Annotated in this window: 21 protein-coding genes; 12 read left to right on the top strand and 9 right to left on the bottom strand. The window is 65.2% G+C overall.

From position 1 onward, the window contains the following. Window positions 1–19: 19 nt before the first annotated feature. Window positions 20–1,342: an MATE family efflux transporter gene (locus tag D3260_RS08310; RefSeq protein ID WP_120098128.1), complete on the bottom strand. Its 1,323-nt coding sequence runs from the start codon at window positions 1,340–1,342 to the stop codon at window positions 20–22. 204 nt (window positions 1,343–1,546) lie between these two features. Here D3260_RS08310 and D3260_RS08305 point away from each other — a divergent pair, with 204 nt between their 5' ends. From D3260_RS08305 to D3260_RS08280, 6 genes are all read left to right on the top strand, one after another. Beyond that, window positions 1,547–2,677, top strand: coding sequence for an AI-2E family transporter (locus D3260_RS08305; protein ID WP_120098127.1), 1,131 nt, complete (start codon window positions 1,547–1,549; stop codon window positions 2,675–2,677). Between the two features lie 111 nt (window positions 2,678–2,788). Next, window positions 2,789–3,628, top strand: coding sequence for an SDR family NAD(P)-dependent oxidoreductase (locus D3260_RS08300; RefSeq protein ID WP_120098126.1), 840 nt, complete (start codon window positions 2,789–2,791; stop codon window positions 3,626–3,628). A 61-nt stretch (window positions 3,629–3,689) separates the two neighbouring features. Next, window positions 3,690–4,583 carry an Hsp33 family molecular chaperone HslO gene (gene hslO / locus D3260_RS08295; RefSeq protein WP_120098125.1) on the top strand — a complete coding sequence of 298 codons (894 nt, stop codon included), beginning with the start codon at window positions 3,690–3,692 and terminating at the stop codon, window positions 4,581–4,583. A 178-nt stretch (window positions 4,584–4,761) separates the two neighbouring features. Further along, window positions 4,762–5,700, top strand: coding sequence for a hypothetical protein (locus D3260_RS08290; protein ID WP_199671423.1), 939 nt, complete (start codon window positions 4,762–4,764; stop codon window positions 5,698–5,700). 227 nt (window positions 5,701–5,927) lie between these two features. Continuing rightward, window positions 5,928–7,358 (top strand): NAD-dependent succinate-semialdehyde dehydrogenase, encoded by a 1,431-nt coding sequence (locus D3260_RS08285; RefSeq protein WP_120098124.1) that lies wholly within the window; start codon window positions 5,928–5,930, stop codon window positions 7,356–7,358. Between the two features lie 14 nt (window positions 7,359–7,372). Then, entirely contained in the window at window positions 7,373–8,794 is a 1,422-nt protein-coding gene (locus tag D3260_RS08280) for an amidase (RefSeq protein ID WP_120098123.1), read from the top strand. Window positions 8,795–8,860: 66 nt separating this feature from the next. On the opposite strand, the gene D3260_RS08275 is transcribed toward D3260_RS08280, so the two are convergent. From D3260_RS08275 to D3260_RS08270, 3 genes are all read right to left on the bottom strand, one after another. Then, window positions 8,861–9,553: a hypothetical protein gene (locus tag D3260_RS08275; RefSeq protein WP_147418141.1), complete on the bottom strand. Its 693-nt coding sequence runs from the start codon at window positions 9,551–9,553 to the stop codon at window positions 8,861–8,863. A 317-nt stretch (window positions 9,554–9,870) separates the two neighbouring features. Continuing rightward, window positions 9,871–10,026 (bottom strand): hypothetical protein, encoded by a 156-nt coding sequence (locus tag D3260_RS17485; protein WP_158583462.1) that lies wholly within the window; start codon window positions 10,024–10,026, stop codon window positions 9,871–9,873. Window positions 10,027–10,165: 139 nt separating this feature from the next. Next, complete coding sequence (locus tag D3260_RS08270) at window positions 10,166–10,927, bottom strand: 3-hydroxybutyrate dehydrogenase (RefSeq protein WP_120098121.1); 762 nt, start codon at window positions 10,925–10,927, stop codon at window positions 10,166–10,168. 198 nt (window positions 10,928–11,125) lie between these two features. On the opposite strand from D3260_RS08270, the gene D3260_RS08265 reads away from it, so the two are divergent. After that, on the top strand, window positions 11,126–13,366 hold the full coding sequence (locus D3260_RS08265) for a prolyl oligopeptidase family protein (RefSeq protein ID WP_147418140.1): 2,241 nt from the start codon (window positions 11,126–11,128) through the stop codon (window positions 13,364–13,366). Here the strand turns inward: D3260_RS08265 and D3260_RS08260 are convergent. Beyond that, window positions 13,338–14,222 (bottom strand): NAD(P)-dependent oxidoreductase, encoded by an 885-nt coding sequence (locus D3260_RS08260; RefSeq protein WP_120098119.1) that lies wholly within the window; start codon window positions 14,220–14,222, stop codon window positions 13,338–13,340. The two genes, D3260_RS08265 and D3260_RS08260, sit on opposite strands and share 29 nt — an antisense overlap. Window positions 14,223–14,576: 354 nt before the next feature. Between D3260_RS08260 and D3260_RS08255 the strand changes: the two genes are divergently transcribed. Both D3260_RS08255 and D3260_RS08250 read left to right on the top strand, forming a co-directional pair. Beyond that, window positions 14,577–15,242, top strand: a complete 666-nt coding sequence (locus D3260_RS08255; RefSeq protein ID WP_233544008.1) for a nucleoside/nucleotide kinase family protein — start codon at window positions 14,577–14,579, stop codon at window positions 15,240–15,242. A gap of 48 nt (window positions 15,243–15,290) precedes the next feature. Then, window positions 15,291–17,432 (top strand): FUSC family protein, encoded by a 2,142-nt coding sequence (locus tag D3260_RS08250; RefSeq protein WP_120098117.1) that lies wholly within the window; start codon window positions 15,291–15,293, stop codon window positions 17,430–17,432. A 209-nt stretch (window positions 17,433–17,641) separates the two neighbouring features. Here the strand turns inward: D3260_RS08250 and D3260_RS08245 are convergent, their stop codons facing one another. Next, the gene (locus D3260_RS08245) at window positions 17,642–17,962 is read right to left on the bottom strand and encodes a hypothetical protein (RefSeq protein ID WP_147418139.1); all 321 of its coding nucleotides are present in this window, start codon (window positions 17,960–17,962) and stop codon (window positions 17,642–17,644) included. Between the two features lie 261 nt (window positions 17,963–18,223). Here D3260_RS08245 and D3260_RS08240 point away from each other — a divergent pair, with 261 nt between their 5' ends. Both D3260_RS08240 and gndA read left to right on the top strand, forming a co-directional pair. Continuing rightward, window positions 18,224–18,856, top strand: coding sequence for a hypothetical protein (locus tag D3260_RS08240; RefSeq protein WP_147418138.1), 633 nt, complete (start codon window positions 18,224–18,226; stop codon window positions 18,854–18,856). A gap of 360 nt (window positions 18,857–19,216) precedes the next feature. Next, entirely contained in the window at window positions 19,217–20,632 is a 1,416-nt protein-coding gene (gene gndA / locus D3260_RS08235; protein WP_120098114.1) for an NADP-dependent phosphogluconate dehydrogenase, read from the top strand. Window positions 20,633–20,739: 107 nt separating this feature from the next. Here the strand turns inward: gndA and D3260_RS08230 are convergent, their stop codons facing one another. Next, window positions 20,740–22,017 carry an acyltransferase gene (locus D3260_RS08230; protein WP_233544007.1) on the bottom strand — a complete coding sequence of 426 codons (1,278 nt, stop codon included), beginning with the start codon at window positions 22,015–22,017 and terminating at the stop codon, window positions 20,740–20,742. Window positions 22,018–22,248: 231 nt separating this feature from the next. Between D3260_RS08230 and D3260_RS08225 the strand changes: the two genes are divergently transcribed. Further along, on the top strand, window positions 22,249–23,244 hold the full coding sequence (locus D3260_RS08225; RefSeq protein ID WP_120098112.1) for a GAF domain-containing protein: 996 nt from the start codon (window positions 22,249–22,251) through the stop codon (window positions 23,242–23,244). A 27-nt stretch (window positions 23,245–23,271) separates the two neighbouring features. Here the strand turns inward: D3260_RS08225 and D3260_RS08220 are convergent, their stop codons facing one another. Continuing rightward, window positions 23,272–23,700: a YkgJ family cysteine cluster protein gene (locus tag D3260_RS08220; RefSeq protein WP_120098234.1), complete on the bottom strand. Its 429-nt coding sequence runs from the start codon at window positions 23,698–23,700 to the stop codon at window positions 23,272–23,274. A 73-nt stretch (window positions 23,701–23,773) separates the two neighbouring features. Further along, a complete protein-coding gene (locus D3260_RS08215; protein ID WP_120098111.1) occupies window positions 23,774–23,989 on the bottom strand; it encodes a DUF3820 family protein in 216 nt (71 codons plus the stop codon). Window positions 23,990–24,004: the final 15 nt, after the last annotated feature.

Raw genomic sequence — 24,004 nt, 5'->3', positions numbered from 1 at the left:
CGCACGGCGGTCCGACGGCTCAGCCGGCGCCGCCGACCGCCCAGACGCCGGAGCGGGTACGCCAGACCGTGGCCACCAGACGAGCCAGCAGAAAGACGGTCAGCCCGATCCAGATGCCGGTCAGCCCCCAGCCGAAGACCCACGACAACCAGATCAACGGCAGGAAGCCCAGCAGCGCGGCTGCCAGTGTCGTTGTACGTAGAAACCGGGTATCCGCGGCGCCGAGCAGCACGCCGTCGAGGGCGAACACGATCCCGGCGATCGGCTGCTGTACCACGAACAGCCACCAGGCATGGGGGATCTGCGCCAGCACGGCCGGATCCGACGTGAACAGCGGCGGTAACACGAAATAACCGCCGGCAAACAGCAGCCCGAGTCCACAGCCGAAAGCGAACGAGTATGCGGTGATCTGCCAGGCGACCCGTATCGCCCGACGGGTACGATCAGCTCCCAGCTCCGCGCCGATCAGCGCCTGCGCCGCGATCGCCAGCGAATCGAGGGTCAGCGACAGGAAGACCCAGAGCTGATAGACGATCTGGTGCGCCCCGACCGCTGCGGCCGAGCTGCGGGCCGCGACCGCCGCCGCCGACAGAAAACAGATCTGGAACGAGGCGCTACGCAGGATCAGATCGCGGCCAAGCACCATCTGCGCCCGCATGACCGAGACGCTCGGGGCCACGAACGCACGCTCGCGGGCGAGTGCGGTGATGAACAACACGGCCGAAATATACTGCGCAATCACGTTGGCGATCGCCGAACCGGCCAACCCGAAGCCCATTGGATAGACCAGGACCGGGCAGGCGATGGCCGAGATGACATTGGCCGCCAGCACATAGCGCAGGGGCCGGATCGTGTCCTGCACGCCGCGCATCCAGCCGTTGCCGGCCAGTGTGACGAGAATCGCCGGCGCGCCGAGCAGCGCGATCCGCAGCCATTCGGCCGAGGCCGCGGCCACATCGGACTTTCCGGCCAGCAGCATCGACAGGTCGTGAGCGAAGAACTCGCCGAGCAGGACAACGAGCAGCCCCACGGCCACCGCCAGCCAGCTGGCCTGCGTGCCCTCGGCCACGGCCTCGGCACGCCGATTCGCGCCGTAGAGCCGCGACGTCCGTGCCGTGGTGCCATACGACAGAAACGTCAACTGACTGGTCATGACCGACAGCATCGTGCCGCCCAGCGCCAGCCCGGCCAGCGGCAACGCGCCCAGATGACCGACGACCGCGGTATCGATCAGTACATAGAGCGGCTCGGCGGCGAGCACGCCGAGCGCCGGTACCGCCAGCGCGAGAATTCGGCGTAAAGTCACGTCTTGCGGGCTCGCGTCGCCGGCCTGTTGGCGCATTGTCGTCGGGTCCTGTCCGGATCGGGGCCAAAGTGTGCCACGGCCTCACGACGGCGCCCATGTCCGAGCGATCGAGGCCCGATCACCAGCCACACGCCGAGGCGACGTCACGGGCCCGTAGGAACCCGGGTTGAATCGCGGCGCCCGGCAGGATGCAATGCCCGCATATCGGGCACTCGCCCGTTGGCCGCACGGAGCCATTTCATGGACACATCCGATCACGAGAACGCGACGCGCATGTCGCTCTCTGCCTTCTGGCGTCGCAGCCTCGTGGTCTCGGCCTGTGCCCTGGCCGTGCTGACGATCGCCTGGTTTGCCCAGACCGTCGCGCATGCGGCCCTGTTGATCTTTGCGGCATTCCTGGTCGCGGTGGGACTCGATGGCCTGGCGCGCCTGACCCAACGCATCATTCCGTGGGGCCGCCATACGGCCGTGGTGATCACCACCTCGGTACTGGCACTGGTGCTGGGCTTTTCGATCGCGATCGGCGCGATCAACATCGCCTCGCAGGCACCGAAACTCAAGACCCAGGTCGCCCAGTCCATCGACAAACTGCAGAGCAAGCTGGATCAGTATCAGATCACCGAGCATCTGCTCGACGGCTCGCTGTTATCGAGCCAGCAGGCCTCCGACCGCCCCGACACCCTGGGCGAACAATTGACCAGCGAGTTGTCCAACGCCGCGTCGGTGACCCTGACCACGCTGACCGATACCTTCGTGATCCTGATCATCGGCGTGTATCTGGCTCTGCAGCCGGCACTCTATCGCGACGGGCTGATGCGATTGTTCCCCCCCACGCAGCGCGACCGGGCCAAGGACATCGCCAACGAGGCCACCGATGCCGTGCGGCGCTGGCTCACCGGACGCGTCGTCTCGATGAGCGTTGTCGCCGTGGCCAGCGCCGCCGGTCTGGCCGTGATCGGTATCCCGTTCGCCTTCCTGCTCGGCCTGTCGGCCGGGCTGCTGACGTTCATCCCATATCTCGGCGCCCTGGTTTCGGCAGTGCCGGCCTTGCTGGTGGCCGGACTGCACGGCTACTGGCCGATGATCTACGTGGGCTCGCTCTATATCGGGCTACACATCATCGAAGGCTATCTGCTGGCCCCACTGATCCAGAAACGCGCGGTCTCGATCGCGCCCGGCTTTCTGTTGTCCGTCCAGGTGCTGGGCGGCGCCGTCGCCGGCGTGCTTGGCGTCGCACTCGCCACCCCGATTGCGCTGGTCATCGCCGTGGTCGTACAGCTGGCCTACATTCGTGATGTCATCGGCGAAACACCGCATCTGCCCGGCGATCTCGCCAAGCCGGACACCGAGGCCGAGGCAGACAGATCCTGATACGCCCGCCCCGAGCCAGCACGCGAGGGGCGCGGCGATATTGACGGCCGCATCATCGAGGCGCGCGGTGTGTATAGTCGAAGACAGCGTATCGCTTCGCAGGCTTCGATCATGGCGCGACACATCCTGATCACCGGAGGGAACAGCGGCATCGGCCGCGAAATGGCCGCCACACTGGCCGCCGACGGCGATCAGGTGATCATCGCCTCACGCGATCTGGCGCGATCGCAGGCCGCGGCCGAGACGATTCGGCAGGCCCACGGTGATGTCGCCATCCAGGCCATGGCCCTGGACCTCGGCGATCTGGACGACGTCGACCGCTTTGCCGCCCGGATTCGCGAACAGATACCCGCGCTGGATGTGCTGATCCTCAATGCCGGGCTCTATACACACGGCACGCGGGCGCTGGATAACGGCCTGGAGACGATGATCGGCGTCATGCATTTCGGCCATTTCCGCCTGACCCAGCAGCTACAGAGCTGTCTGGCGAGCGCCGAGAATGCGCGCGTGGTCGTCACCTCGTCGGTGGCCCACAAGATAGGACGGATACGTCCGGCCACCTTCGACCAGCCGAACCGCCACTGGATGGCGCTACAGGCCTATGCCCAGGCCAAGCTGGCAAACCTGCTTTTCACGCGTGAGCTGGCACGACGGGTCGGTGACAGCGGCATCACCGCCAACTGTTTCCATCCCGGCGCGGTCGCCACCGGCATCTGGGCCGAATTGCCGCGCCCCGTGCGCAAGCTGTTGGGCAATACCTTCATCGACAGCAAACGCGGCGCAGACACCGGCATCTGGCTGGCACGCGCGCCCGAGGCCGCTGCGTTCCAGGGCGAGTACGTCGTCGATCGCCAACCGGTCGCCAGTTCGCGCGCCGGGGCCGACATGGCCCTGGCCGCCCGGCTCTGGCAGGAGACCGAGCGCCGGCTGGCCGTACTCACCGCGCATTGAATCCGGAGCAAAGCGCGCGCATATCAACGGGCAATCCCCACTCGATTCGAGCGAGCGCATCATGGCTTCCGATCAACTGCAGCGTTTTCTGTTCGACGACACGGCGGTGCGCGGCGAAATCGCGCAGCTGGCCGGTGCCTACCAGGACGTGCTGGCCCACAACGATTATCCGGCGCCGATCCAGCACCTGATCGGCGAGCTCATGGCTGCCTGTGCGCTGCTCACGGCCACCGTGAAGCTGGACGGCACGCTGAGCGTCGAGATTCGGGGCAATGGCCCGCTGTCGCTGTTGATGGCCGAATCGAACCCCGGCAACCACGAACGGGCCCAACGCTTGCGTGCCATCGCACGCCTGGACAACCAGGCCTGGGCCGAACTCGAGGGCGCGACGCTGGCCGAACTGTTCGGCGACGGTCGCATCGTGATCACGCTCGATCCGCGCGAGGGTCGACGCTACCAGGGCATCGTGCCGCTCGAGGCGACGACCATCGCGGGCTGCATCGAGGCCTATTTCGCGCAGTCCGAACAGTTGCCGACCCGAGTCTGGCTGGCCGCCGACGACGACAACGCCGCCGGTCTGCTTCTACAGCAATTGCCGTCGGACGAGCGCGTCGCGGATACCGATGCCTGGGCCCGGCTCAACCATCTGGCCGATACGCTGACCGACGACGAGCTGACGGGCCTGCCCTCGCGCGATGTGCTGTTCCGGCTCTTTCACGAAGAGCACACCCGATTGTTCGACCCGGCGCCGCTGGTCTTTGCCTGCACCTGTTCGCGCGAGCGTTTCGGCGCGGCCCTGCACCAGCTCGGCGCAGACGAACTGCGCAGCGTGATCGCCGAACAGGGCCAGCTCGCCACGCAGTGCCATTTCTGCAACACCGAATATGTCTTCACGCCGGCCGATATCGAGGCACTCATCGACAACCCGGACGAAAGCTCGCCGACCGTGCACTGAAAACCAGACGGTTCCATCCGCCGCCGGCGTCTCGCCGTCGCGCAACGAGGCCGTTCGGGGCAACGGATGGCACGATGCATCCGGCTCGAGGTTGCCTGGCGTATACAACCAAAGCATTATTGCGGCGGCGCGGGACGCTGCGCCCAGACAGAATGTTCCGGTTACCAGGTGATAGGTCATGGCCACGGATACGCAGCAGGCGCCCGATTCCGACAACCGTTATCACGTCGTCGACGGCGAGATCACATGGCTGGTGCGTGCGGTCGGCCTGACCATCGGCGCCGCACTGGCGTTCGCCGTGCTGCTCGGCCTGTGGGAAGGCTTTCGCGATGTCGAAGGCCTGCGGGCCTCGATCGCCCACGGCCTGCTGTTCACCCAGATCGTCTTCGCGGCCGTGCTGATCATGCTTGGCAGCATCGTCGAGGGCTTCGGCTTCGGCCTGGCCCTCGGCACGCGCTGGCCGTACACCAAAAACATTCTGGTGCTCACGCTACGCGGCGACCCGGAGGCCGCCCACCGCGTGGTGGCCACCGCAGTCGGCCTGGTCGGCGTGGCCCTGGTGATCGTGGATCCGAGCTACGAAATGGCGCTCGGCCTCGGCATGATCGTCGCGACCGCGCTGTTCGGCATGGGCGTACTACATGTCCTGGCCGGCCGTGCGCCGTCGATAGTGCACGGCATCCACGGGCTGCTGGCATATCTGGTCTTCTTCGCCTATCTCGTCCCGCTGGCCTATAACGACATCGGACTCGGCCTGTATCTGAAGATCATCGTGCCGACGCATGCGCTGCTCTTTTCGATCTTCATGGGCGGCGTGGTGACCGGCGGCCGCGGCTTCGGCGAGCCGATCGGCGCATTCGCCCCCACCCCTCGGAAGAAACCGCAGTGGATCTTTGCGCTGCACGGCCTTGCCGGCTTGCTCACGCTCGGCACGCTGGGCTGGTATGCCCCGACCTACCCGGTCGCCTTCATTCTCTGTCTGGCACAGCTCGCCATCGGCTTTATCGTCTTCCAGGCTGTCAATCTCAAACCCAAGGCGCCGGGCGCGGTCGTGGCCTTCCATCAAGCGATGGCGCTGCTGATCTCGACTGCGGTCGTGCTGCAATGGCAACTCTGAGGCCCATGATGCCGGGCCAGCGCCAGACGTTGATACGCCGTCGATACGACCATCTTGCCCCTGACCGGCCCACGTCCGACAAGCCAACTGCCGACCCGCCAACGCCCAAACGCAGGCGCTACGAGAGCACGCGCACATAAGTAACTGCCCGGATCTGCGGCGCGCGGGCGGGCTGTTAGTGTGCGCGACGTCAATTCCCCGGACCCGCCCGCACTTTGAGCTTGTGGATGGAAAACGCCTACCTCGGTGGCCAATGGCAGACCGCGGGATCCGGCGCACGCACGGCGGTCACCGATCCGGCCAACGGTGAAACTCTGGGCCAGGTGCCCGATCTGGACAGCCCGACAATGCAAGCCGGCATCGATGCCGCCGTCGCGGCCTTTGCCGACTGGCGACACAGCACGGCCGGCGACCGCGCGGAGGCGCTGCTGGCCTGGTACGACGGCATGTGCCGTCATCGCGACCCCCTGGCCGAGATGATGACGCGGGAACAGGGCAAGCCGATCGACGAGGCCCGCGGCGAGGTGGATTATGCGGCCAGTTTTCTGCGCTGGTTCGCCGAAGAGGCACGACGCATCGAGGGCACCGCGATCCCCCCGGAAGCGCCGACCCTGGCACTGGGCACGCGACGCGAGCCGGTCGGCGTGGCGGCCATCATCACGCCTTGGAATTTCCCGCTGGCCATGATCACCCGCAAGGTCGGCGCAGCGATCGCCGCCGGCTGCACGACAGTGGTCAATCCGGCCAGTGAGACGCCGTTCTGTGCACTGGCGCTGGCCCGGCTGGCCGAAGCCGCCGGGCTGGACGCCGGTCAGTTCAACGTCCTGACCGGCTCGGGTCGCACGTTCGGCGAGACAGTCTGTGCCGATACGCGCGTCCGTGCGCTGTCGTTCACCGGTTCCACACACGTGGGGCGCGCGTTGCTGGCCGGCGCTGCCGATACCGTCAAGTGCACATCGATGGAACTCGGCGGCAACGCGCCGTTCATCGTCTGCGACGATGTGGATCTCGATAGGGCTGTCGACGACGCCATCGCCGCCAAATTCCAGACTTCCGGCCAGGATTGTGTCGCCGCCAATCGCATCTACGTGCACCGGAAACTATACGACGCCTTCGTCGCTCGTTTCGTCGAACGCATGAACGCGATGCCGGTCGGGCACGGCCTGGACGAGGCAACCGCGATCGGCCCGTTGATTCACAGCCAGGCCGTCGCCGACGTGCAGGCGCTGGCTGACGACGCCGCTGCGCAAGGCGCGCGCCTGTTCGGCCGGCCCCAGAACGAAGCACCGGGGCCGAATTTCTTCATGCCGACCACGATCGCCGACTTCACGCCGGCCATGCGCATCGCTCGAGAAGAGGCGTTCGGTCCGCTGGCCGCGATCGCACCGTTCGACGACGACGACGCCGTCATGGCAGCCGCCAACGACACGATCTACGGCCTGGCCAGCTACGTCTATACCCACGACGACGCTCGCATCCGTCGATTCCTGCGGGGGCTGGACTACGGCATGGTCGGCATCAACACGATGGACATCACGGGCGCCCAGGTGCCCTTCGGCGGCGTCAAGCAATCCGGCCTCGGCCGCGAGGGCGGGCACGCCGGCATCGAGGCATACCTCGAAACCAAATTCTATTGCATCGGCGATGCCCATCGCTGAGCCAGGAGCCTTTCATGCGTGATCACGACACCGACCTCGGCAACATGGACGCCGGCGCCCTGACACGGCTCTATGCCAGCGGCGAGGCCTCGCCGCTGGAGGCCACGCGCGCCGCCCTCGATCGCATCGATCGATTCAACGAGGCCGTGAATGCCTATGTCCACGTCGATCGGGAGGGCGCCGAGAAGGCGGCCAAGGCCTCGGCAAGACGCTGGGGCCGCGGCGAACAACGCTCGCCCATCGACGGCGTCCCGGTCTCGCTCAAGGATCTGACCTCCTGTGCCGGCATGCCCTGCCGTGAAGGCTCGGCCACCACATCGGATGCCTACTGCGACTTCGATGGGCCGCCGGTCACACGGCTGCGCGAAGCCGGTGCCGTATTGCTCGGCAAGACCAATACGCCCGAGTTCGGCTGGAAGGCCGTGACCGACAACCGGCTGTTCGGCGCGACCTGCAATCCGTGGGATACGCGACTGACCTCGGGCGGCTCGTCGGGCGGCGCGGCCGCGGCGGCCGCGCTGAACATGGGCGTGCTGCATCAGGGAGGCGACTCGGGAGGCTCGATCCGTATCCCGTCGTCGTTCTGTGGCGTGTTCGGCTTCATGCCGACCTTCGGCTGGACCCCGCAATGGCCGCCGGCCAAGATGACGACGCTGTCGAGCATCGGCCCGATCGTGCGGCATCCGCGCGACGCCGCTCGCATGCTCAACGTCATCGGGCGCTATGACTACCGCGACCCCTATGCCGTGCACGGCCAGCCGGATGACTGGGGCGTCGACCTGGACTGCGACCTGCGCGGACTGCGCATCGCATATTCAGCGGATCTGGGCTACGCGTCGGTCAACGACGAAATCGCGACCCGTGTACGCGAGGCAGCCACGAATCTGGAAAAACTCGGGGCCGAAGTCATTGAAGTGCATCCCGGTTTCGAATCGCCCATCGATATCTTCCGCCGGCTCTGGTTCACGGCCTCTCTCGAGGTCTATTCCCAATGCGACGAGCGCGGCAAGGCACTGCTCGACCCGGGCCTCGTCGACGACGCCCGCAAGGCCGAGCACTGGCAGGCAATCGATCTGTTCCGGGCCTACGCCGACCGCGCTGATCTCACCGCCAAGCTGGAGCACTTCAACCAGGAATATCACCTGTTGATGACCCCATCGGTACCGATCGAGCCATTCGAGATCAACCACGAAGTCCCGCCCGGCGTCGGCATGCACGACTGGGAGGAATGGGCCCAGTTCTCCTACCCGCTCAACCTGGCCAATCAGCCGGCCGCCTCGATTCCCTGCGGTTTCACGCGTTCCGGGTTGCCGATCGGCTTCCAGCTCGCCGGCGGGCGGTTCGACGACGTGCGGGTGCTGCGCGCAGCCAATGCCTATCTCGATGCCTATCCGGCCCGGTTTCCCACGGTGCCGAATCCGGCCGAATTCGCATAAGGCGAGCGTCCGGCCACCGGCCCGATAGATGGCCGGTCCCGTGGGCGGCGCCGTACCGCGCCTGTGCTACGCCGACTCTGTCGTCGGCTTCCACGTCAGGCGCAGCGGCGCGCCCGGCGGGTTCAAGCGTCGCTCGACAGTGCGCCGCTCGAGAAAACGGCGGGTACGTGAGCGGATCGCGGCCACCTCCGCATAATTCCAGCCAGCACCGATCACCGCACCAGCCAGCGGCACGCTCTTGGTGATCAGACCGCGCCGGGTGACCCGCAGTCCGAAGTGTTTGAGCATTAGACGCTTGAAATGGCGCACTCCTTCACGCGCCAGATAACGCTGAAGCAACGCCCGGCTGACGTAATGGGTGCCGGCCACGCCAATCGAGCGCGCGAACTGGCTGCTGGCGCCGATACCGAAAACTGGCACCAGCAGCGTCCAGGCCGCCGCTTCGTCGTCGAAGAACGCCGGGTCATGAACAAGCGCGGCACGTGCCACGGCCTGGATTTCGGCTCGCAGGGTCAACGCCACATCGAATGAAGCTGCCGGCATCGCGATCCATGGATTGGCCGGCAGGCCAGTGGCCAGCGCCAGCAGCGTCGACTTGCGACGCGCGGCATCGAAGGCACGATCGATCAACGCGGCATCGGTCACCGCCGGCTCGGCGGCCCGATCGGCCGCGATGCTCGCCGAAAGCGCCTCGATATCGATCTGCACGACCCATTCCAGAAGGCTCGCGAGCGAAATAGGACCATTCCACGATCTCATGCGCGTACCTCACCTCGGAGCGGCCCCACTATTGGCAGCCAGCGAACGCCGGAGCGGCGTCATCGCAACATAGCACTATCGCGGTACTCGACCGCTACATGCGCCGCTGCCAGGGCTTTGGCACCGACACATGTCTCAAGTGAAGCCACGATCGTAGCCTACGAAGCCGGCATCGACGCAATCGTTGGGCAAAAGCGGTTTCGATCCACGCAGCCCGTGTGGGCCGCAACGTTTCCAGATAGCTTGCGCGATAGCCTCTGATTTTATCGCGGCCCGCGAGGGTCGCGCGGATCAGAAAAAGAAAAGCAGATTCGTCTTCAATCGCTCCAACCGTCGTTGTCGAGATCATTCAGTTTGCTGTGGTCGATATGTTTATTGGCTTCTGCGGCCCGACGGTTCTGATACCAGAAGAATAGCCCCCAGAGGCCGGCGATCACGATCGCCACGATGATGACCACACCCAGCACGCTCATGGCACGCTCCGATTGCGTTTGACTCGATTATCCACCGATCAGCGCCACAACCCAACCGGCGTCGACGGCCCGGCTGTGTCGCAAGGCTCGGGGCCGAGCGTGTTCCGTTCATCGACACGGCCGGCCCGGCGACGTCGGTTCATCGGGCCGTCCAGCCGAGATCGATATCCCAGGCGGCCCCGGTGACCGCACTGGCGGCGTCCGAGGCGAGATAGGCGACCACGCCGGCGACTTCCGACGGCTCGATCAAACGCTTGACCGCGGCCTGCGACAGCATGATCTGTTCGATCACGGCCTCTTCCGGCATGCCGTTGAGCCGTGCCTGGTCCGCGATCTGGTTCTCGACCAGCGGTGTGCGCACATAGGCCGGGCAGACGGCGTTGGCGGTGATGCCGACATCGCCGCCTTCCAGCGCCGCTGTCCGGGTCAGACCGATCAGGCCGTGCTTGGCGGTGACATAGGCGGACTTGCCGGGCGATGCGACATGCGCATGGATCGAGGCGATATTGACGATGCGCCCCCAGCCGGTGGCCTGCATGTGCGGCCAGGCCGCCTGGATCAGTCGGAACGGCGTATCCAGCATGAGCGACATCATGGTGTCCCAACGTTCGAGCGGGAAATCGGCGATGGCGGCGACATGCTGGATGCCGGCGTTATTCACCAAGATATCCACAGACCCGAAACGTGCCACGGCCGTCTCGATCACGTCTGCGGCAGCGGTCGACTCACTCAGGTCGACCGCGTGGGCTGCGGCGCCGGCGGCAATGAGCGCGTCCAGCGATGCGCCGGGCCGATCCACGGCGAGCACACGATCGCCGCGTGCCAGCAATGCCTCGGCGACAGCGTGCCCGATACCGCTGGCCGCCCCGGTGACCACGGCCGTATGTGCTGCTTGTGTCATATGCTGTCTCCACTGTGCTGTGCCCGGCGCCCCGGGCTGCCGTATCGAAACGATACAACCTGCGACATTCGTCGTCAGACGAAAGCGCAATAAATTTATAAAGCATTGATAATATTAATTAAAAATCGTTTCTTGCGACCATTGCGCCACAATCGGGCGTGGTAATTGCTTACCGAGCTCGGACATTCTGTTTCCATCGTGCAACGTTTTCTGCCCATGCCCTCGCTTCGCCTGTTCGCCACTGTCACGCTCTCGCTTGTCATGACCCATGCCTTCGCTGCCGGTGCCGGCCCGGACTATCCGCTCGCGCATCGCAGCGATACGGTTGACCATTACTTCGGCACCGCCGTGCCGGCGCCGTATCAGTGGATGGAAAATCTCGACGATCCGAAGCTCAGGCAGTGGGTCAAACAACAGAATGCGTTGACCGCCCGCCAGATCGGCGATGGAAATACACACAGTTTTATCCACAGGCGCTTGACGGCGCTGGAGGACGTCCCGTCCGAGAGCGTGCCGGTCGAGCGCGGCGGGCGATTGTTCTACCGCACCAATACCGGGCTGCAGGATCAGGGTGTGCTCAAGATGCGACCGGTCAATGCGAAGGCCGATACGAAACCCCGCGTCCTGCTCGATCCCAACACGCTCTCGTCGGACGGCCAGATTGCACTCATGGGGGCGGCCCCTTCACCGGACGGCAAACATGTCGTCTATGCCCTGTCCCAGGGCGGCTCCGACTGGCAGACCCTGCACGTGCTGGATACGGACTCCAGCCAGTCGAGCGACGACGTCGTGCGCTGGGTGAAATTCTCCAACCTCGCGTGGACACACGACGGCAAGGGCTTTTTCTATTCGCGCTATCCCGCGCCGGACAAGACGAATGAAATCGCCGACAAGGTCGATGTGCAGTCGTTGTATTACCACCGGCTCGGCACGCCCCAGTCCGCGGACAAGCTGATCTTCACGCGGCCCGAGCGCAGCGGCTGGGTGGTCGGCGGCCGTGTCTCGGACGACGGCCGCTATCTGTTCATCTCGTTCAATCAGGGCACGAGCTCGGACAACGCACTCTATATCGTGGATCTGGGCGACCCGGCCCATCCGACGATCGATGCCAGGCCTCGTGCGCTGTATACCGAAAACGATGCCGCATACCAGCCCATCGGGGTCGTGGATGGCACGTTGTATCTACGCACGGACAAGGACGCGCCCAAGGGCCGTATCGTGACCACGCCACTCGCCAGACCGGGACAGACGCACTGGCAGACCATCGTGCCGGAAGGCGATGCCGTGATCGACGGCGCGATGCTGGCCGGGCATCGGCTGCTGGTCGAGCGCCTCGTGGATGTGAAAAGCCGACTCAGTCTCTACGACCGCCACGGCAAGTCGCTCGGGCGGATCGATCTGCCCGGTATCGGGAGCGTCGGCGCGGTGCATGCCGAGTCCGATCGCGACACCATCTACTACGGTTTCACGTCGTTTTTGACGCCCGGTGTCATCCAGCGCTACGACGTCGCCACCGGTCAACAGACCCGTCTGTTCGCGCCCGACGTGCCGTTCGATGCCGACAAGTACACGACCGACCAGGTCTTCTATCGCTCGGCCGACGGCACGCGCATCCCGATGTTTCTGGTCCACGCCAAGGGCCTGAAACACGACGGCAGGAATCCGACGCTGCTGTATGCCTACGGCGGCTTCGATGCCAGCATCACGCCGCATTTTTCCAAATCGATCGCGACCTGGCTGGACATGGGCGGCGTCTATGCGGTCGCCAACATCCGGGGCGGCGGCGAATACGGCCAGGCCTGGCACCACGCCGGGATGAAGGCCAACAAGCAGAATGTGTTCGATGACTTCGCGGCGGCGGCACACTGGCTGATCGACAACAAGATCACCGACACGCCGCATCTCGGCATCGAGGGCTATTCCAACGGCGGCCTGCTGGTCGGCGCCTCGATCACGCAGCACCCCGACCTGTTCGGCGCGGCCTATGCCGGCGCCGGTGTCCAGGACATGCTCCGATACCAGAAATTCTCGGGCGGTGCGCTCTGGGCCCCGGAATATGGCACCTCGGACAACGAGAAGGCCTTCGACTGGCTGATCCGCTATTCCCCCCTGGCCAACGTCAAGGCCGGCACCTGCTATCCACCGACGATCCTCACCACGGCCGACCATGACGATCGCGTGGTGCCGAGCCACAGTTACAAGTTCGCCGCTGCCCTCCAGCATGCACAGGCCAAGGCAGCGGACTGCAGCCACCCGGTGCTGCTGCGCGTGGACACACAGACCAGCCACGGCTACATGCCCACCGACAAGCAGATCGATCGCGCGGCCGATATCCTGACCTTCATGTCACAGCATCTCGGCGCGCAACCGCCGGGCGACGAGGCACCGTCATCCGGCGGCGAAACGTCGGTCAGCCCGGGTGCGTCAGATAACGGCTGATGACCGCGATATCCTGGTCGGCAAGTGACGCCTCGGCGGCGGCCTGACGCCAGATGTCGCGGGTTCGGGTCAGGGCCGGCATTTCGTCGGTCTCACCCGCCTCGAGCGCGAGTTCGATATCCTTCAAACCCCATTTGAGCGCCATCTGGGCAGAAAAATCGTCCGCGCCGATCATCCTGAGTTTGTTCTCGACATAAGGGTTGGCCAACGGCCCGCCCTCGAGCGCCTGCCAGATATCGTCGGTCGACAGTCCGAGCCGCCGGGCCAGCAGGGTCGTTTCGGCCACGCCTTGCATGGTCGCAACCAGCCAGGCGTTGACCACGATCTTCACCCGCGCGCCCTGACCGGCGCTGCCGAGCCAATGCGTGGCCTGGCCGATGACATCGAAGACCGGCTGCACGCGGGACAACGCAGCATCCCGGTCCCCGCTGGCGAGCACAGTAACCGTCCCCTGCTCGGCCGGTGCCTTGGTACCGGACACCGGCGCATCGATGAACACGATGTCCGGGCGCTGACTGGCCACACGTGCGACCAGAGCATCGGTTTCCGACACGCCCAGTGTGCCCATCTGGGCCAGCACCGCGCCGTCCGGCAACGCATCGAGTGCCCCGTCGTCATCGAACAGAACGCTGTTCACGGCCTCGATATCCGGCACCATCGTGATCAGTACATCGGCGTTGCGGGCTGCCTCATGTGGTGTCGAGGCGACGATCGCCCCGTGTTCGACCAGCGGCTCGGCCTTGTCGCGCGTGCGGTTCCAGACATGGACGCGAAAGCCGGCGCGACAAAGATTTTCGGCGAACGCTGACCCCATCGCGCCCAGACCGAGCACGGCAATCTTGATTGAATGGCTCATGATGCATTGGATGGTTTGCTCAACATGGCATCAGCATAGCGTTCGGCCTGATCAATCAAGGCAACGCAAGACGCACGACGTGCGGCTGTTGCCGGCATATGCGCCAGGCGCCACACATATCCGATCGCGGGCCGGACACGGCCTCGCGCGTGGCGGCTGTCTCGTCGTTGGTCGACGAGGCGTCTGTCGTTACGGCCGACGCCGGAGTATCTTGTCGGGCGTGACGCCGCCCTGTCCGGGCGCACGATCTGCCGGCCGACCAATGGGTCGACGACCTGTGAGATAGGATGATCGTCATGCCCGACCGGCCATGTCGGGGTCCCAACCCGCTGCGAGCGCAGGATGAGCGAGCCGATGACGTACGCGACCGATATTGCCCTCGATGCCGCAGTTCGCGCCGAGGCGAGCGCTTTGGCCGACCGACCGGGGCGTTGTGTCCTCGGCCTGGTTGGCGCCCCGGCATCGGGTAAATCGACACTGGCCGAAGCCCTCGTCGCCGCCCTCGCGCCGCGGGCGGTCAACGTGCCGATGGACGGTTTTCATCTGTCCCAGCGCGAACTCCACCGACTCGGCCGTCACGATCGCAAGGGTGCGCCCGATACGTTCGATGCCGCGGGCTATCGGGATCTGCTGACCCGTATCCGCCAGGGCTTCGGCGGCGCCGAGACCATCTATGCGCCGGGCTTCTATCGCGAGATCGAGGAGCCGATCGCCGCGAGTATCGCCGTCGACGCCGAGACGCCGTTGGTGGTCACGGAAGGCAACTATCTGTTGCTGGATGAGACGCCGTGGACGTCGATCGCGGATGCGCTGGATGCCGTCTGGTTTCTGGATGTCGCCGCAGAACAGCGCGAGGCCTGGCTGGCCGCGCGCCATCAGCGCTTCGGGCGCAGCCGTGACGCAGCCTGGGCCTGGATCGCGGCAACCGATCGGCCCAACGCGGCACATATCGAGGCCACGGCGGCCCGTGCTGACCGGCATCTGGTCTGGGACGGTCAGATGCTGCGCTTTGCTGCCTGAGCCCCAGCAGAACACCGGCATGCGATCCGGCATCAACGCAGGCTGATCATGTCGCGTCTCTCCTGGCTTTTCCTGCCGTCGGCCGACAGCGTCGGGTTCGCGCTGCGTTTCTGTCTCGCGATTGCCCTGGCTCTGTTCCTGTCGATGTGGCTGGAACTCGATCGGCCGTACTGGGCCGCGCTGGAAGTCGCCGTGATGATGCAGCCGCTGCCCGGCCTGGCGGTGGTGCGAGGCTTTGCCCGCGCAGCGGGCACGCTCGTGGCCGGCTGCGTGGGCCTGCTCATCCTCGCGCTGTTCTATCAAAGCTATGAACTCAGCGCAGCCGCGCTCGTCATCTGGATCACGTTCTGCGCGTTCTGCTCGAATCTGCTGCGCAACAATCTGTCCTACGGTTTCGCGATCGCCGGCTTCATTGCCGGTGTGACCGTCATCCTGTCGCACACGCTCGACCAGCCGCCGTTCGAGATCGCTGTGGCGCGCACCTCGGAATGCGTGCTCGCCGCCATCGTCACAGCGGCGGTCAACGTGCTCTTCTCACCCCCGAAAACCGCCCGCAGCTACCGCGAGAGCCGGTTGCGCCTGCTCGGCGCTCTGGGCGGGGAGTTCGTCCGGCTGGCCGGCCTCGGCGGTTCTCCCACCGCCGAACAGGGGGAGACCGCGCAGGGAACCGACGACGATCCTCATCCGGTGCTGCAGGATCTCGCCGCCCAGGCCCTGGCGCTCGAACAGACGCGCCAGTACATCAGCTACGAGTATCCCGGTTTCGCCCATCTCAACCGCATGGCACGCCGGCTGGACTATGACATTCTGGCGCTGGTCAGCGCGGCCTCGTCCCTGCACGTCTATCTGGCGGCACGTCCGGGCCAACCCGATACCACGCCGCTGCAGGCTCTGGCCGAACCGGCCCGACGACTACAGGACGCGCCGACGGACTGGGCGCGCGCGAGACAGGCCTTCGACGCCGCCTATGATGCGATCATCGACAACGCCCGGCGACCGGCCAGCCACGGCCGGCCGCGAACGCTGGCGGACTGGGTCGTGATCAGCCGGGCGCTGGATCTGGCCGATCGCGGGCGGGCAGCCCTGATCAAGCACGGCATGCTGCTCACCGAAAGCCTCACCGCCGAGGACGGTGCCAACGACGGGTCCGAATTCGGGCACCCGATGGACATCCGCAATGCCCTGCGCAACGCGGCTCGCACACTCGTGGCCGTCAGCCTCGGGGGCATGGTCTGGATCAATTTCCACGATCAACTGCCGGCTATTCTGTTAATGATCCTGCTGGCCGCACTGACCACCATATTCGCGACGCTGCCCAACCCGGTCGCGGCAGCCGGCGGTTTCGGCAAGGGGCTGGCAATCGCCGCGATAGCGGCCTTCGTCGTCGATTTCCTCCTGCTGCCCCAGGCCAACAGTTACGCCATGCTCATGCTGTGCACGCTGCCGTTCTACTTCGCAGCCGGCCTGGCGATGACCGTGCCGAATATCGCGGTGGCCCTGCCCGGGCGCATTTCCGCGGTCATGTTTTCGTTGCTGGTCCATGTTCAGAGCGGCGCCCTGCCGAGCTTCACAACCTATTTCCAGATCGCCCTCGGGATTTCGGGCGCGGTCGGATTGACCATTCTCGCCTTTCGCCTGGTACTGCCGGTCACAGCGCGCCAACGGCTACGCGAGCAGATGCACGGCGTGTTCGATGAGATGGCCGGCGGCGATCGACGAACCCGGGCACGTTTCGAAACCCGCATGTATGACCGCCTCAACAGCCTGGCGCTCAATGACGTCGAGGATGGGCCGGTCACATTCTCGCCACGGCAGGCCGTGCTGGCCTCGATCAATATCGGGCTTGAGGCACGAACGCTCGTGGTGTTGTCACAGCGACTGAATCTGGATGCCGATCTGCACGGCGCAATCGAAGCGGAGATGACACGTCTGCGCGCTCAGTTTGCCGGCCGCAGCCCGGCGCTGGAGACCGTGATGGACGCTCAGCGCAATACCCATGCCCTGGCCCAGCGCGTGATCGAACACGCGGTCGGGATCGAAGAGATAGCAGAACGGCGACAGGCCATCCGGGCCGCGGTATCGGCCGAACTCATGGCCTCGGCGCTGGCCGATTACATGCAGGCTTTCCAGTCGGTGGACCACAGCGCCATCGCGCTGGGCGAGCGACCATCATCGCAACAGGCTGACTGACAACCGCCTCGCCCCGTCGAACCGGTCGGGCCCCATGCCCGACCGGCGCTGGGGCCTGTTGAGGTTCGTTCAAGCGCCCTTTCGTCGAGAGACCGCAGTGTGTCCTGCAAGGCGCGATTTGCGGCCCAACCCAAAGGGACAAGCGCTGTTTTGCGGCAATACAGCGCTTGGCGCGGACTCGCACGAAACCTCAACAGGCTCTAGCGTGGTTACTGCTGCTTGGCGTCGGGATAGGCCCCGGTGCCTTTCGTGCTCTGGGTAGGGGCCACACGCGGCAGCGCGCTCGTGTCGCTATCCGAGGCCCGGGACTGATCGTCGGAAACACCCGTATTGCCGCCCTTGGACGAAGCGGCCGCCGGCACTGTGCCGGTGGCCTGCGTGTTCTGGGTGGGCGCCACGCGCGAGTCGAGCGACCCGTCATCACCGGCAGCCGTACCCTGCTGACTCGCACACCCGCTGGCGGCCGCCAGCACGAGCCCTGCGGCCATCCCCGAAACAAGCCGACCGTGAGCTCGTTTTTCCGCTTTCATGAGATCTCCTTTCCTTTTTCGCGAGCCGTCGTCGGCTCTTATTTATCGCACACAATCTTTTACGGGGTTTGCTGAACGAAGTAAAGAAAACATTGAACTGGAATTACGATCGCGTGATCGCCGGGCGGCATGCGCGCTCTGGGATGAGCTGCCCTACCGGTCGATCGGCCGAATTGCCAGGGCGTGTTGATGTTTCGTTCGAGCGCCTTTTCGTCGAGAGACCGCCGTGTGTCCGGCAAGGCGCGAGTTGCCGATCGTGGCGTGCCACGATCCAGGCTCGCAACGCCGCCGGACGGGATTTGCGGCGCCAACGCGGCGCTCGAACGAAACATCAACAGACCCCAGGATTACCTCGGCGATTACGATCGCGACTGCCAAGGGCTCTCGGCGGAAGCGGCTTATCTGTTTCCGGTCGGTGGCGGTGGCGGTGGCGATGTCAGTGTCTATACCGACCGCCCGACCTATCAGCAGGGCATTGCCGGCATGCAGGACAGCGCGGCCGGACAGACAGTCCCCGACTACGACAGCGGCCGGACCTACACGCGCCTGCCCAACGGCTTCGTCGGTCGCAACGTGCCGGATGTCTCGATGAACGCCGATACGAACTCGGGATATCTGACCTACACGACGATCGACGGTGGCCAGCGCAGCGACCACGGCGGCACCAGCTTCGTCGCCCCGCAGCTGGCCAAGCTCATCGCGCTGGGCGTGCAGCGGGGACAGTCGCGTTACGGATTGATCAACCCACGGCTCTACGCCCTGATCGGCGCACGCGGTTACGGCACGGGCGGGGCTTATCGCGACATCGACGGCGGCCACACCAACGGGTACTGGCCGGCCCGCTCGGGCTATGACCCGGCGGTCGGCGCCGGCACGCCCAGGCTGGCGACCTGAATCACCGCACTCGCGCCCTGATCAGACGTGTCACCGGGCGTCGCCCCGTGATCGATTGCACGAACAGTCGCGGCAACGACTCAGTTGTCCACAACGTGTCCTGTGCCGCCCGGAGCCTGTATTGACGGGTATTCCATGTGAAACCGGGGCATTATCCACACGAGTTGTGCACAGGTTTATGCACGGCGGATGCCATGACCTGCTGATCGGCCGGTCGGATACCGTTGCCTCGACGATATGCGATCCCACGATCCGACAACGTCGGCAAGTCGTTCAGACAGTGCCGGATCATCCCAATCAGCGCCCCGTCTGAAATCGTTTTCAGGTACGGTTTTCCCACTTTCAATCGAGAGCACAGTCATGAGCAAACAGAAGATCGGCGTGATCGGCATGGCCGTCATGGGCCGCAACCTCGCGTTGAACATCGAAAGCCGTGGGCATGCGGTTTCGATCTACAACCGCTCGCGTGAAAAGACCGACGAGGTCATGGCCGACAACCCCGACAAGCAGCTCGTTCCGAGCTATTCGCTCGAGGACTTCGTCGCATCGCTCGAAACGCCGCGGCGCATCCTGCTGATGGTCAAGGCCGGCCCGGGCACCGACAAGGTCATCGAGCAACTCAAGCCCCTGTTGGACAAGGGCGACATTCTCATCGACGGCGGCAATACCTTCTTCAAGGACACCATCCGTCGCAACGCCGAACTTTCCGAGCACGGGCTGCATTTCATCGGCACCGGCGTATCCGGCGGCGAGGAAGGCGCGCTCAACGGTCCGTCGATCATGCCCGGCGGCCAGAAAGAGGCCTACGATCTGGTCGGCCCGATTCTGGAGGAGATCGCCGCCCGCGCGCCCGACGGCAGCCCCTGCACGACCTATATCGGGCCCGACGGCGCCGGACACTACGTCAAGATGGTGCACAACGGCATCGAATACGGCGACATGCAGCTCATCTGCGAAAGCTATGCGATGCTCAAGCAGGTCGCCGGGCTGTCCAACAGCGAGCTGGCCGACACATTCGCCGAATGGAACACCGGCGAACTCGACAGCTATCTGATCGAGATCACTGCCCAGATCTTCACCAAGAAGGATGACGAGACCAGTGCAGACCTCGTCGACATGGTGCTCGACCGGGCCGCGCAGAAAGGCACCGGCAAGTGGACCAGCCAGAGTGCGCTGGATCTCGGCGTCCCGTTGCCACTGATCACCGAATCGGTCTTCGCCCGCGTGCTCTCGTCACTCAAGACCGAGCGTGTCGCAGCCGCCAAGCAACTCAACGGCCCGGCGCAGACGGTCGAGATCGAGGACAAGACGGATTTCATCGAGTCGGTGCGTCGCGCACTGTACCTGTCGAAGATCATTTCCTACGCGCAGGGTTTCGCCCAGATGCGGGCCGCCGCCGAGGAATACGACTGGCCGCTGGATTACGGCCGCATCGCCGGTATCTTCCGCGCCGGGTGCATCATTCGCGCCGGTTTCCTGCAGAAGATCACCGATGCCTATGCCGCCGAGCCGGCACTGGCCAATCTCCTGCTCGATCCGCACTTCAAGGATATTGCCGAGCGCTATCAGAGTGCGCTTCGCGACGTGGTTGCGACCGCGGTTCGTGCCGGCGTGCCGGTGCCCGGCTTCGCGTCGGCCATCGCCTATTACGACAGCTATCGCAGCGAGCGGCTGCCGGCCAATCTGTTGCAGTCGCAGCGTGATTTCTTCGGCGCCCATACGTTCGAGCGCGTCGATCGCGAGGGCAGCTTCCACGCGCAGTGGAACGACCAGTAACCGCCTGCCTGGCCTGATGCACGGCCGGCGGCATCGTCGTCGCCGGCCGCGTCAGGCGTATCCACCGCTAGCCGTCCCGATCGGGCCGGCCTGTCGGCGCGCGCGGCTCAACGCATGACCAGTCGCATCAGCGGCGGTTCGATCAGGTGACGGGCGCCGCGCACGAAACGCTGCTGAAAGACCACGCAGGCCGCGATCGTGAGCACCAGATACAACGGATAGGCCCAGACCGACAGCGTGGCCTGGCCGGCGGCATCGAAACAGGGTCGCCACTGGCCGGCCAGACACAGCGACGGCTGACCGGCGAGAATCTTTTCCAACCGGGTGAAGGCCGTGAACAACGGAATATGCAGGGCGAACATCGGCAGCGCCGCACCGCCCAGACGCACCGCCCAGTCGTTGATGCGTTCCGACCCGGCCGGCCGCACGAAGGCGGCCAGATACACCGCCGCCAGGCAGGCCGGCAGCAACAAACCGTCGTGGAGCAGGTAATACGCGGCCGAGCCGAACGTCAGCAACAGGGTCCCGCCGACGAACGAGACCACGATCAACACCCCCAGGATGCCCCCCGTGGCCACCGACAGCCCCGAGCCCGTCGCCCGTCGTCGGGCATAGATGGCATAGAGCAGAATGCCGGCGATGAACTCGGGCATCCGTACGATCGGGTTGCGGTGCAGGATGCCGGTCTCGGGAGTGTCGTAATTCGTCAACGCGATCACGATCAGCGCCGGGACCACATACACCGCCAGCGTGATGGCCAGCCCGATCGCCGGACGCCGCAGACGCATGAGTTTCGGCGCCAGCCACGGAAACCACAGATAGAAGAAGAAAAGCGCCGAAATCGACCATGACGGTGGGTTGAAAGTCAGATAATACGGATTCCACGCCTGAAGCATGACCGCGTTGAGCCCCAGATTGGTGAACAGCTCGGCGTAGCTCATGATGTGGTGCGTTTCGCCAGGAAACAGCGCCGCGCGATTGATGTCGTAGGCGACGAATCGATACGTGGTCGCCGCATCGGCCGGCGTGAGGGCCAGCCAGCCCACCATCTGAGCCATCAGGATCGCCAGCAGGAGCGAGCCGATATGGATCGGGTAGAGATTGGAGAAGCGCTTGACCCAGAAACTGCGCGCCGGCTCCCGCATGACATGGTTCGATCGCGCGTCCAGATAGACGTGGGTGAGCAGGAATCCCGACAGCACGAAGAACGTGCTCGTGGCGAAGAACCCCAGATCGGTCACGTAATGCGACCAGCTGCGGATCGGCTGATACGCATGCAGCGTGTGGAACGCCACGAGATACAGGCCCAGCCCGAAACGCAGCCATTCCAGCCCCATGAAACGCTCACGCCGTCGCGGTGTCGGCGCGCTCTGTGCATCGGTCACACTCATCCCCGTTTGAATCGTCCCCCACCGCATCGGGCGATGGCCAGGGCAGAGCTTACAAAGACGACAATTGTATTGTCAGGCCCGTGTTCGCAAACGATGCCCGCGCCTCCCGCCGATATGGCCAATCGACATGGGCTCGGGCAGACTGTTGTACGAGCCGTTTTGTGAAAACGGGACAGGCCGTGACAGCGCCAGCGTCCGGAATGCAGCGATGGGCAGGGGGCATCGATGCCACAGCAGATTTTCCCGGAAACGGATTTCGCAGGCTACACCACGACGGTTGATGAGCAGGCGCGACTGCGCACGCTGGCAGCACTGCACGTACTGCACACCGCGCCCGAAGAACGCTTCGACCGCATCACGCGTCTGGCCTGTCGTATCTTCGATGTGCCGTTCGCCTTCATCACGCTGGTCGCCGAGCACTATCAGTGGACGAAATCCCAGGCCGGCGATGCCGTGGATATCGACGTGCTGCCGCGCGAGCAGTCCTTCTGCGCCCAGGCGATGTCGGAAAACGACGTGCTCGTCATCCCCGACCTCGCCGGCGACCCGCGATTCATGGACAGCCCGCTGGTCTCCGGCCCGCCGTACATGGCCTTCTATGCCGGTCGGCCGCTGCGGGCCGCGAACGGCCACGCGCTCGGGGCTCTTTGCATTGTCGATCGCGCGCCGCGTTTCATGAGCGAACATGAGTTGACCCTGCTCGACGATCTCGGCGTGCTGGTCGAACGCGAACTCGAGGCCGCCAACGGCCAGGCGACCGTCGATACGTTGACCGGTGCGATCAACCGGCGCGGATTCGAATCGCTGGCACCCTGCCTGCTGGAGAGCTGCCGGCTCAACCGACGCACCGCGGCCCTGCTCTATTTCGAGCTCGCCCCGGCGCACGCGTTCGGAACCACCGATGAGACACCGAGCGACGACACGCTCCAATGCTTTGCCCGGATCGTCATCGACACGACGCGCGCCGCCGATCTATTCGCCCGGGTCGGGGAAACCACCTTCGCGCTGCTCGCCGGCAAAAGCGATGCCGTGGGTGCCGAGCGGATCATCGAACGGCTCGACGAGGCACTGGCTGCCGCGCATCGCGGTCAGGACGATCCCGAACGAATCGCCTATCGGCACGGCGTCAGTACCGTCGAGCCGCACGAATCCGTATCGCTGGACAACCTGCTCGACGATGCACGACTCGATGCCGTGCGGGCCCGCGAAACCGTGCGCTGAGCCGCTCGACGACGCGGCACGGCCGTCTCAGGCGGCCGGCGCCGAATCGTCCGGCCATGCATGATCGTCAGTGATCGACGTGTTGGCGGCCGGCCGGGGCATCGCGGCCGGCGGCGCGGGCCAATCGGCAGCGGTCAGGACGACCAGTCCGTGTGCCTGTCGTGCCCGATCGCATTGCGGGCTCGGCGTGCCGTTCTCCCAGGAGGCCGGCACATCCCGACATACGCTGGGCCGTTGCGGATGAATCGTACAACGCGCCTGTTGACCGATGATCGCCGCCAGCGCCGCGCAGCGTGTCGGATGCGCGCGCGTACCGCGCATCACCACGCGATGCGGGTCGAGCGGCTCGGTCAACGCGACCGGCACGCCCGTCGGTGCGGCCGCATCCGTCTCCAGCCAATGGAAGGCGACACGGTAATGCGCACAACAGGCGCCACAGGCAAGACAAGGGTGCATGGCAGTCACCGGCCGCCATCGCGGCAGAGCATCGGCGCGATCATACACCGATACGCGGCGCCGTCATGCGGTTTCAGGATCGCCCGCGCAGTGGCTCGAGCAGATACGCGAGGCCGTTGTGATCGATTTCATGCATCAGGGCCAGCAGCCGGCCGAGCTCGCCCCGCGGAAACCCGTGTCGCGCGAACCAGTTCAGATAAGGCCCCGGCAGGTCGGCGATGAACCGGCCCTCGTACTTGCCGAACGGCATGCGCTGGGTGACCAGACGGGTCAGATCGGTGTCATCCATGCGCGCTGGCCTGTC

It is taken from the genome of Salinisphaera sp. Q1T1-3 (genome assembly GCF_003602005.1).
Lineage (GTDB): Bacteria > Pseudomonadota > Gammaproteobacteria > Nevskiales > Salinisphaeraceae > Salinisphaera.
Note: the sequence above shows the minus strand (reverse complement) of the source record. Positions and strands in the feature narration are given on the sequence as shown.

Bases quoted from the DNA above. Each gene is read 5' to 3' on its own strand.
- D3260_RS08310 (WP_120098128.1), bottom strand. From the start codon at position 1,342: ATGCGCCAACAGGCCGGCGACGCGAGCCCGCAAGACGTGACTTTACGC.
- D3260_RS08305 (WP_120098127.1), top strand. From the start codon at position 1,547: ATGGACACATCCGATCACGAGAACGCGACGCGCATGTCGCTCTCTGCC.
- D3260_RS08300 (WP_120098126.1), top strand. From the start codon at position 2,789: ATGGCGCGACACATCCTGATCACCGGAGGGAACAGCGGCATCGGCCGC.
- hslO (WP_120098125.1), top strand. From the start codon at position 3,690: ATGGCTTCCGATCAACTGCAGCGTTTTCTGTTCGACGACACGGCGGTG.
- D3260_RS08290 (WP_199671423.1), top strand. From the start codon at position 4,762: ATGGCCACGGATACGCAGCAGGCGCCCGATTCCGACAACCGTTATCAC.
- D3260_RS08285 (WP_120098124.1), top strand. From the start codon at position 5,928: ATGGAAAACGCCTACCTCGGTGGCCAATGGCAGACCGCGGGATCCGGC.
- D3260_RS08280 (WP_120098123.1), top strand. From the start codon at position 7,373: ATGCGTGATCACGACACCGACCTCGGCAACATGGACGCCGGCGCCCTG.
- D3260_RS08275 (WP_147418141.1), bottom strand. From the start codon at position 9,553: ATGAGATCGTGGAATGGTCCTATTTCGCTCGCGAGCCTTCTGGAATGG.
- D3260_RS17485 (WP_158583462.1), bottom strand. From the start codon at position 10,026: ATGAGCGTGCTGGGTGTGGTCATCATCGTGGCGATCGTGATCGCCGGC.
- D3260_RS08270 (WP_120098121.1), bottom strand. From the start codon at position 10,927: ATGACACAAGCAGCACATACGGCCGTGGTCACCGGGGCGGCCAGCGGT.
- D3260_RS08260 (WP_120098119.1), bottom strand. From the start codon at position 14,222: ATGAGCCATTCAATCAAGATTGCCGTGCTCGGTCTGGGCGCGATGGGG.
- D3260_RS08255 (WP_233544008.1), top strand. From the start codon at position 14,577: ATGACGTACGCGACCGATATTGCCCTCGATGCCGCAGTTCGCGCCGAG.
- D3260_RS08250 (WP_120098117.1), top strand. From the start codon at position 15,291: ATGTCGCGTCTCTCCTGGCTTTTCCTGCCGTCGGCCGACAGCGTCGGG.
- D3260_RS08245 (WP_147418139.1), bottom strand. From the start codon at position 17,962: ATGAAAGCGGAAAAACGAGCTCACGGTCGGCTTGTTTCGGGGATGGCC.
- gndA (WP_120098114.1), top strand. From the start codon at position 19,217: ATGAGCAAACAGAAGATCGGCGTGATCGGCATGGCCGTCATGGGCCGC.
- D3260_RS08225 (WP_120098112.1), top strand. From the start codon at position 22,249: ATGCCACAGCAGATTTTCCCGGAAACGGATTTCGCAGGCTACACCACG.
- D3260_RS08220 (WP_120098234.1), bottom strand. From the start codon at position 23,700: ATGCACCCTTGTCTTGCCTGTGGCGCCTGTTGTGCGCATTACCGTGTC.
- D3260_RS08215 (WP_120098111.1), bottom strand. From the start codon at position 23,989: ATGGATGACACCGATCTGACCCGTCTGGTCACCCAGCGCATGCCGTTC.